Source organism: Streptomyces griseorubiginosus, assembly GCF_017614965.1.
In the GTDB taxonomy this organism is placed as follows: Bacteria; Actinomycetota; Actinomycetes; order Streptomycetales; family Streptomycetaceae; genus Streptomyces; species Streptomyces griseorubiginosus_B.
The window spans coordinates 1-8,062 of the sequence record NZ_WVUG01000367.1; the positions used below are offsets into that span (position 1 = coordinate 1).

Annotated in this window: 8 protein-coding genes; 3 read left to right on the forward strand and 5 right to left on the reverse strand. The window is 71.7% G+C overall.

All coding sequences use genetic code 11. The annotated features are described in order from the left end of the window. Positions 1-675: hypothetical protein (locus GRC12_RS39005; protein WP_244374449.1), on the reverse strand; the 675-nt coding region annotated here is incomplete at its 3' end. A gap of 374 nt (positions 676-1,049) precedes the next feature. Between GRC12_RS39005 and GRC12_RS39010 the strand changes: the two genes are divergently transcribed. Beyond that, complete coding sequence (locus GRC12_RS39010) at positions 1,050-1,613, forward strand: CGNR zinc finger domain-containing protein (protein ID WP_208785147.1); 564 nt, start codon at positions 1,050-1,052, stop codon at positions 1,611-1,613. Between the two features lie 37 nt (positions 1,614-1,650). On the opposite strand, the gene GRC12_RS39015 is transcribed toward GRC12_RS39010, so the two are convergent. Beyond that, a complete protein-coding gene (locus tag GRC12_RS39015) occupies positions 1,651-2,097 on the reverse strand; it encodes a VOC family protein (RefSeq protein WP_208785149.1) in 447 nt (148 codons plus the stop codon). Between the two features lie 123 nt (positions 2,098-2,220). Then, complete coding sequence (locus tag GRC12_RS39020; protein WP_208785151.1) at positions 2,221-3,663, reverse strand: aldehyde dehydrogenase; 1,443 nt, start codon at positions 3,661-3,663, stop codon at positions 2,221-2,223. A gap of 292 nt (positions 3,664-3,955) precedes the next feature. On the opposite strand from GRC12_RS39020, the gene GRC12_RS39025 reads away from it, so the two are divergent. Next, the gene (locus tag GRC12_RS39025; RefSeq protein ID WP_208785160.1) at positions 3,956-4,444 is read left to right on the forward strand and encodes a TetR/AcrR family transcriptional regulator; all 489 of its coding nucleotides are present in this window, start codon (positions 3,956-3,958) and stop codon (positions 4,442-4,444) included. 18 nt (positions 4,445-4,462) lie between these two features. On the opposite strand, the gene GRC12_RS39030 is transcribed toward GRC12_RS39025, so the two are convergent. Then, on the reverse strand, positions 4,463-5,299 hold the full coding sequence (locus GRC12_RS39030) for a prephenate dehydratase (protein WP_208785153.1): 837 nt from the start codon (positions 5,297-5,299) through the stop codon (positions 4,463-4,465). A gap of 328 nt (positions 5,300-5,627) precedes the next feature. Here GRC12_RS39030 and GRC12_RS39035 point away from each other — a divergent pair, with 328 nt between their 5' ends. Then, positions 5,628-6,344 carry a transglycosylase SLT domain-containing protein gene (locus GRC12_RS39035; protein WP_208785155.1) on the forward strand — a complete coding sequence of 239 codons (717 nt, stop codon included), beginning with the start codon at positions 5,628-5,630 and terminating at the stop codon, positions 6,342-6,344. Between the two features lie 15 nt (positions 6,345-6,359). On the opposite strand, the gene GRC12_RS39040 is transcribed toward GRC12_RS39035, so the two are convergent. After that, positions 6,360-7,868: a peptide MFS transporter gene (locus GRC12_RS39040; protein WP_208785158.1), complete on the reverse strand. Its 1,509-nt coding sequence runs from the start codon at positions 7,866-7,868 to the stop codon at positions 6,360-6,362. Positions 7,869-8,062 lie beyond the last annotated feature (194 nt).

Sequence of the window (8,062 nt, forward strand, 5' to 3'; positions counted from 1 at the left end):
GGTGGACTCCTGGGCCGGCGGCTGGCTGGTGGCGGGGCTGGTCGGCGTCGACGCGGTGGGCGTCGGCGTCGGGGAGGTCGGCTTGTCGGGGGTGCAGGCCTTGTCGCCGCCGTTCCACGCGGCGATGAGGTGGTACGGGGTCACGACGTTGCCGGGCTCGTACGGTGCGGGACCGTGCCCGTCCCCCGACTGGCCGTCGTAGATGACGTCGTCGCCGTACAGGTCGATCTGCCCGTAGCAGTCGGGGGTCTTCACCGCCAGCTTCTGCCAGTCGCGCTGGGCGTCGTCGGATCCCGCGACGTCCTTCGCGGTGAGGTAGACCGTGGCGTGGTCGACGAGGGTCTGGTGGCCGGAGGTGGGCCAGTTGGGGCCTTCGGTCGTGTACTCGGCCAGCGAGACGGGGTACTTGCAGCTCTCTCCGATGTTCTGGCCGGGTGCCAGGCGCACCTCGACGGTGCCGGGCGCGGCGTTCCACTGGTGGAAGCCGCCCTGGGAGGTCCAGTCGGACCCGACCGGGTTTCCGCTGCTGTCGACGATGCGGTACTGCACGGTGGCGGACTGGCAGTCGCCCCCGGTGGTGGCGCTTGCGGTGGTGGCACCGAGGAGGGGTGCGGTGGCTCCGAAGAGAGCGCTTGCGGCGACGGCGGCCGCCGTTCTGTAGCGTGACGAGCGCATCAAGGTGTGATCCTGTGGCATCGAGGCGTGGGAGGTGGCTGGACGCGAGCAGCCCATGTCCACGGGCGGAAAGAAGGCGGGGGGAGCCACTCACGTCACTTCACTCACTTCAAACACAGCGAGTGAGCTGCATTCTTGCCACCCTTCACAACTGCCGTCAATCCTCCACGAGTTCATCACGACCGGAGCGGCTGCCTCGGCGGATGACGTCTCCGGCCGGCGAGGCGAGGGCTCCGACTCGCGAGGCGAGGGCTCCGACTTGCGAGGCGAGGGCTCCGGCCGGCGAGGCGAGGGCGTCGCCACCGCCGCACCGACACCACCTGAAGCGGTGACGATCCTTGCCTCACCCAGCAGTCACCTGTCAGAATGGTGATGTGAATCTTGATCATGTCTTCGTCTGCGGGCACCCGGCCCTCGACTTCGTGGCCACCCTGCGGGCCCGGCGCTCGGCCCGGTTCGAGATGTTCGTGACGCCGGAGCGGCTCAACGCCTGGTACCTGGAGTCCGGACTCGTGGACACGATCACGCCCGGCGAGGAGGACGACGTCCGGGCGGCGACGACGGTGCGCGAGGCCCTCTACCGGCTCGTCACCAACCGTCGTCTCGGTGAGGAGTTCGACCGGGAGGCCCTCGCCGTGCTCAACGGCGCCGCGCGCAGGACGCCCGCGACACCGCAGCTCACCCTGGGAGGCCGGCACACCGAGGCGACCCCCGACCAGGCCCTGGCCACCGTCGCCCGGCAGGCCGTCGAACTGCTCAGCGGCCCGGACGTCCCCCTGCTGAAGGAGTGCGGCAACCCCGAGTGCACGCGCGTCTACATCGACCGCTCCCGGGGCATGCGTCGCCAGTGGTGCGGCATGGAGTCCTGCGGCAACAAGATCAAGGCCGCCGCGTACCGGGCCCGCAAGAAGACGGCACCGGCGACGTCCGCACACTGAGGCCGGACCACGGTTCCCCGCGGCTCGGCCCACCCGGTCAGCGGCCGGGGGCGCGCTCGGTGATCTCCTGGAGGAACCACTCGTTGCCGTCGGGGTCCTTGAAGGCGGCGAAGGTGCCGTAGCTGGCCCGCTCCGGGTGGAGTCCGGGCACCCGGTGGGTGTCGCCGGCATGGTGGAAGGCGCCGGTCTCGTCGCGGAACGGGCCGGAGACCTCGACGCCTCGGGAGGTCAGCTCCTCCTGCGCCTTGACGATGTCGGTGACGGTCAGCTGCAGGCCGTGCAGCGTGCCGGGCTCCTGCCCGGTGAGCCCCTCGCCGAAGATGACCGAGCACGCGGACCCGGGCGGGGTGGCCTGCACGACGCGGTAGCCGTCCTGGATCGGGAAGTCGGCGTCGAGCCGCCAGCCGAGCCGCTCCACGTAGAAGCCCTTGGCGCGGTCCACGTCGGAGACGGGCAGGATGACGACTTCGAGCTTCATGTCCATGGCCGAGATCTCGCTTTCCGCGCGTCAGTGGTGTGCGCGCTGCATCAGTCACCGGTTTGAGTGGTGACGCAAGCATGGCAGGCGCGTTCGTCACCAGTCAAGGTGGTGACGAGTTAGGGGTGCTCAGACGGTGACGGTCTTGTACTCCGTGTACGCGCCGAGGCCGACCGCGCCGTACTCGCGGCCCACACCGCTGGCCTTGAACCCGCCGAACGGGCCGTCGAAGCCGATCGAGGCTCCGTTGACGGTGACCGTGCCGGTGCGGAGGCGGCGGGCGACCGCCAGGGCGTGTTCCTCGTCGGCGGACCAGACGCCGCCGGAGAGGCCGTACTCGGAGTCGTTGGCGATGCGGACGGCGTCGTCCTCGTCGTCGTAGGCGATGACCACCAGGACCGGGCCGAAGATCTCCTCCCGCGCGATCCGCATCGAGTTGTCGACGTCGGCGAAGACGGTGGGCGTGACGTAGTTGCCCTTCTCCAGGCCGTCAGGGACGTGCGGGCCGCCGGTCACCAGGCGGGCGCCCTCCTCGATGCCGAGCCGGATGTACGCGCGCACCCGCTCCTGCTGGTCGGGGCGGATCATGGGGCCGATGAAGGTGTCGGGGTCGCCCGGGTCGCCGACCCGCAGCGACTCCACCAGCTCCTTGAGCGCGGTCACGACCTCCTCGTACCGGCTGCGCGGCGCGAGGATCCGGGTCTGGGCGATGCAGGACTCGCCGTTGTTGAGCAGGGAGCCGAACTTCAGCCCCGCGACGGCCTTCTCGATGTCCGCGTCGGGGAGGATGATCGCGGCGGACTTGCCGCCCAGCTCCAGACTGACCCGCTTCAGCTGCTCACCGGCGATCGCGGCGATCCGGCGGCCGGCCCGCGTCGAGCCGGTGAAGGCGATCTTGTCGACCTCCCGGTGCGAGATCAGGTACTCGCTGGTCTCGCGGTCGGCGGGCAGCACGCTGATCACGCCCTCGGGCAGACCCACCCGCTCCAGCAGCTCGGCCAGGAAGCCCATGCTCAGGGAGTTCTCCGGGGACACCTTGAGCACGACGGAGTTGCCCGCGAGCAGAGCGGGGATGATCTTCGCGGTGGCCGAGGAGAAGGGCGAGTTCCACGGGATGACGGCGGCCACGACGCCGACCGCCTCGCGGCGCACCACACTGCGCACCGGGGAGGCGGGATCGGAGGGCACGAGGGTCTCCTCCCAGCCGAACTCCTCCGCCGCCTTCAGATAGGCGTTCGCCTGCCGGGTCAGGCCGGGCTGTCCGGCGCGGGTGAACCAGCCGGCCGAGCCGTTCTCCAGCGAGATCAGGTGCGCGATCCTCTCCGCGTCACGCTCACGCAGTGCGTTGAACTCCCGCAGGACGGCGATGCGTTGGGCCGGCGGGGTCAGCCGCCAGGCGCCCGCCTCGAAGGACGCCCGCGCCACGGCAAGGGCGCGGTCGACGTCGGCGGGCCGTGCCTGCGCGGCGCGGCCGACCACGGAACGGTCGTGCGGCGAGGCGATGTCGAGCAGGCCGGGGTCACTGGGTTCGACCCAGGAGCCGCCGATGAAAAGCCGGTCGTAGGTGATCACGTGCCCTCCTCTGGTTAACTGTCACTTTAACGTAGCACTTATCCAGGATAGGTGCACATGCAAGTGACGGGTTCACGTGATCGACAGGCGCACTTTCAGCAAGGCGTGGGTCTGGGCGGGGGCGCCGCCGCGCTCTCACTGCCCCCGCGCACGGCTCTGCCCTACCTGTCACATCAGTGTCGCTTTTATGGAAGCTACCTCCACCCTTGGGTGTCCGGTCGCCGTTAGACTCGGTGCGGTGAGAGCCGACGCCGTGCGTAATCTGGAAGCCGTTCTGGCCACCGGCGCGCGTATGCTCGCCGCCGACCCGGGCGCGAGCATCGCGAGCATCGCCGCCGAGGCGGGGGTGGACCGGCGTACGGTCTACCGGCGCTTCGCCTCCCGGGAGGACCTTCTCGCGGCCATCTACGAAGCCCGGCTGACGGCGATCGAGAGCGCGATCGAGGACGCGCGGCTGCGCGAGGCGCCCGTCGCCGTCGCCCTGCACCGCTACGTCGAGAACATCATCGCCGTCAACCGCGCCTGGCCCGTCGATCTCGCGCGCATGCTCGCCGACGACGACGTCCGCGCGCGCCGTGACGCCTCCGTCCGCGAGGTCGACGCCTTCCTCGAACGCGCCACGGAGGAAGGGCTGTTGCGGGACGGCCTGCCGGAAGGGTGGGCGGGCGCGCTACTCGTCCAGCTCATGCACCTGGTCTCCCGACAGCTGCCCGAGCTCAGTCCCGCCCGCGCCGCGGACGTGGTCGTCGACACCCTGCTGAACGGGCTCGGGGCGTCCTGACGGCGGGGATGAGGACCGTCAGTGGTCCAGGCGGTGCGGGTGGGCGGGGTAGACGCCGAGGATGCGCACCTCGGAGGAGAAGAAGCGCAGTTCGTGCAGGGCGAGGGCGACCCGCTCCTCGTCGGGGTGGCCCTCGATCTCGACGTAGAAGCGGCTGGGGTTGAGGCCCGCGCCCAGCTGGTAGCTCTCGATCTTGGTGAGGTTGACGCCGCTGCTGGCGAACCCGCCGAGCGCCTTGTAGAGCGCGCTCGGGATGTTGCGCACGCAGAAGAACAGGCTCGTCATCGTCGGCTCCCCGGTGTACGGGGCGAGCGCGGCCTCCCGGGACAGGACGACGAAGCGGGTGGTGTTGTCGGGGTCGTCCTCGACCTCGGAGCGCAGCACGTCCAGGCCGTAGAGCCGGGCCGCGGCGGGCGGGGCGAGCGCCGCGTGCCGCGGGTCGCCCAGCTCGGCCACCTCCCGCGCCGCTCCGGCGGTGTCGTCGCTGACGAGGGTGCGCCAGCCGCCCTCCCGCACGACCTTGCGGCACTGCCCGAGCGCGTGCACGTGGCTGCGTACGCACTCGACCTCCTCCAGGGTCGCGCCGGGCACGCCCATCAGGTCGAAGCGGATGGCGAGGAAGTACTCGGCGACGATGAACAGCCCGGACTCCGGCAGCAGATGGTGGACGTCCGCGACGCGGCCGGCCGCGGAGTTGTCCACCGGGATGACGGCCACGTCGGCGGTGCCCAGCGTCACGGCGTCCAGCGCCTGCTCGAAGCTGGTGCAGGGCATCCCCTCCGCCCCGGGGTAGAGGGCCGCGGCGGCGGTCGCCGAGTTGGATCCGGGTTCACCCTGGTATGCGGCGGTCGTCACCGTGGTCAGCCTTCCTGGAGGAGCTCCTGTCGCGGGCCGCGCACGCACTGTCGCGAACCGCACCCGTGAAGTATCGGGGAACACGCGACGCGGGCCGGAGGATGCCCGGAGCGTGAGACGGGGCGTGCGGCGCACGGGCGCCGGTCGATGTGAAAAATCCGTGCGCGGTTCCTGAGATGCGGAAGGTTCCGTGTGTGAGCATGCACACCCACTCCATGATTGCGTCATCCGCCCGGGCACGGCAGAGTGTTCCAACTGCCGGGCCCGGCAAGCGAATTACCCGCAGCCGTCGCGGCACGACCCTACGGACGAACCGGAAGGAAGACGCGTGAGCCCGATATCGGTACGGGGATTTGCGGCGGCCTCCGCCACCGCGGTCACCGCCGTCGGAAGCGTCGTCGGCATAGCCTCGGGCAGCAGCGCCCAGCCGGGCGGCACGGAGGCGACGGCGGTCGGCGCCACGCTCCTCGCGGACATCCCCGCGGGTCAACAGGCCCAGGTGCAGACCGAGTCCCTGACGCGACAGGCCGACGCCCAGGCCGTCCAGGCGGACGCGAGCGCCAAGAAGGAGGCCGAGGAGGCCGCCCGCAAGGCCGCCGCCCGGACCGCCGTCGCCAAGAAGGCGGACGCCGAGAAGGCCGCGAAGGAGGCCAAGGAGCGCGCCGAGACGAAGACCACCTCCGCCTCCTCCTCCAGCTCCGCCGGCTCCTCCCAGGGCGGCGGTTCCTCCAACATCCCCGTCCAGAGCTCCTACACCACCGCGCAGATCAAGGCGATCGCCGCGCAGATCGTGCCGGGCGGCCAGCTGCAGTGCTTCAGCAACATCGTGGAGCGCGAGTCCGGCTGGAACTACCGGGCCGTGAACCCGAGTTCCGGCGCGTACGGCCTCATGCAGGCCCTGCCGGGCTCCAAGATGTCGTCCGCCGGTGCCGACTGGCAGACCAACCCGGCCACCCAGATCAAGTGGGGCCTCAACTACATGAACAGCGTCTACGGGAGCCCCTGTGGCGCGTGGACGTACTGGCAGGCCAACCACGCCTACTGAGTCCCGCGGCGGCCCTCAGACGCCGAGCCGTCGGGTCAGCGGGCGGCGGGCGAGGAAGAGGGCCGTGCCGGTGGCGAGGGCGGCGGCGCCGAGGGCGAGGAAGTAGCCGGGGCCCGGCACATGGTCGCCGGAGGCCTTCAGGGCGTTGCCGCCGATGCCGCCGCCGAGGGCCCCGGAGAGCCAGAACAGGGCCACCATCCGGCTGACGAAGGTGTCCGGGGCGATCGCCGTGGCGGCGCTCATGCCGACCGGCCCGAAGGACACCTCCCCGGCGGCCAGCAGCAGGAAGGCCGGCAGCAGCCACAGCGGGGAGACCCGGGCGCCGTCGGAGGCGAGTTCGGCGGCGACCGCGGTGACCAGGTAGGCGGCGGCCGTGGCGCCCATGCCGAGGGCGTACTTGACCGCGGTCGGCATCCGGTCCCCGGCGCGGGTCCACAGCCGGGCGAACAGGGGCGCCAGGAGCAGCACGAAGAGCGGGATCGCCGCCTGGAACCAGCTTGCGGGCACGGTCCGGCCCAGGACCCGGCGGTCGGTGGCGTGCTTGGCGAACAGGGCGAAGGCGGAGCCGCTCTGCAGGAACAGCGCCCAGAACACGGCGGAGGCCGCGAAGAGCCAGACGTACGTGCGCACCCGGACGCGCTCGGCGGCGGTGAGCAGGGGGTTGCGCAGCAGCCTCCAGAAGCAGATCACCGGGGACACCACGCACAACAGGCCGACCAGGGCCATGAGATGGGCGAGACGGAAGGTGCCGAGGGCGGCGTCGGTGCCGTAGCCGAGGGCGGTGACGGCGGTCGCGGCGAGGGTGGTGCGCAGGACGCGGGCGCGTTCGGCGGGCGGGGCGGGGAGTTCCGGTGCGGCGCCGGTGTCGCCGAAGTGGCGGGAGCCGCGGACGTACTGCGCCAGACCGGCGGCCATGCCGAGGGCGGCGGCGCCGAAGCCGAGGTGCCAGTCGACGCCCTCGCCCAGGGCGCCCACGACGATCGGCGCGATCAGGGCGCTGACCTGGACGCTCATGTAGAACACGGCGAAACCGGCGTCGCGTCCGGTGCGGTCGTCGCGGTCGTAGAAGGCGCTCAGCAGGCTCGCCATGTTGGGCTTGAGCAGTCCGGTGCCGCAGGCGACGAGCAGCAGGCCCGGGTAGAGGGAGCCGGTGACCGGCACGGCGATCGCGGTGTGCCCGAGGGCAATCAGGACGCCGCCGTGGAGGACGGCCCGGCGGGCGCCGAGGATCCGGTCGCCGATCCAGCCGCCGGGTACGGAGGCCAGGAAGACGGCGGCCATGTAGAGCCCGTACAGCAGCGCCGCGTCCCCGGAGGACATGCCGAGACCGCCGTCCCGGGTGTCCTCCGTCGCGTACAGCACGAGGATCGCGGTCATCCCGTAGAAGCTGAACCGCTCCCAGACGTCGGTGCCGAAGAGGGTCCCGAACCAGCGCGGGCGCGCGAGCGGGCCACGGGGGCGGGCCGGGGCGCCGGCCGACCGGGAGCGCCGGTCGGCGGCGGACGGGTGCGGCGGGGCGCTCACGGTTCCTCCCTGCGGGCGTGGGACGGCTGCAGGACGAGACTCCCCCGCCGCCGTCGACGACTGGTCGAGAAACGCTCGGCCGGGGGCGGGACGAGGTTCCGGGCACACAGTGCATCCTCAATAGGGCGCCGCCCCAGCCCGGAACACGGCGCGGCGCCCGGCAGGGGGGAGCTGCCGGGCGCCGGGGTGAGGGG

Bases quoted from the DNA above. Each gene is read 5' to 3' on its own strand.
- GRC12_RS39025 (WP_208785160.1), top strand. From the start codon at position 3,956: ATGCTCGCCGCCGACCCGGGCGCGAGCATCGCGAGCATCGCCGCCGAG.
- GRC12_RS39015 (WP_208785149.1), bottom strand. From the start codon at position 2,097: ATGGACATGAAGCTCGAAGTCGTCATCCTGCCCGTCTCCGACGTGGAC.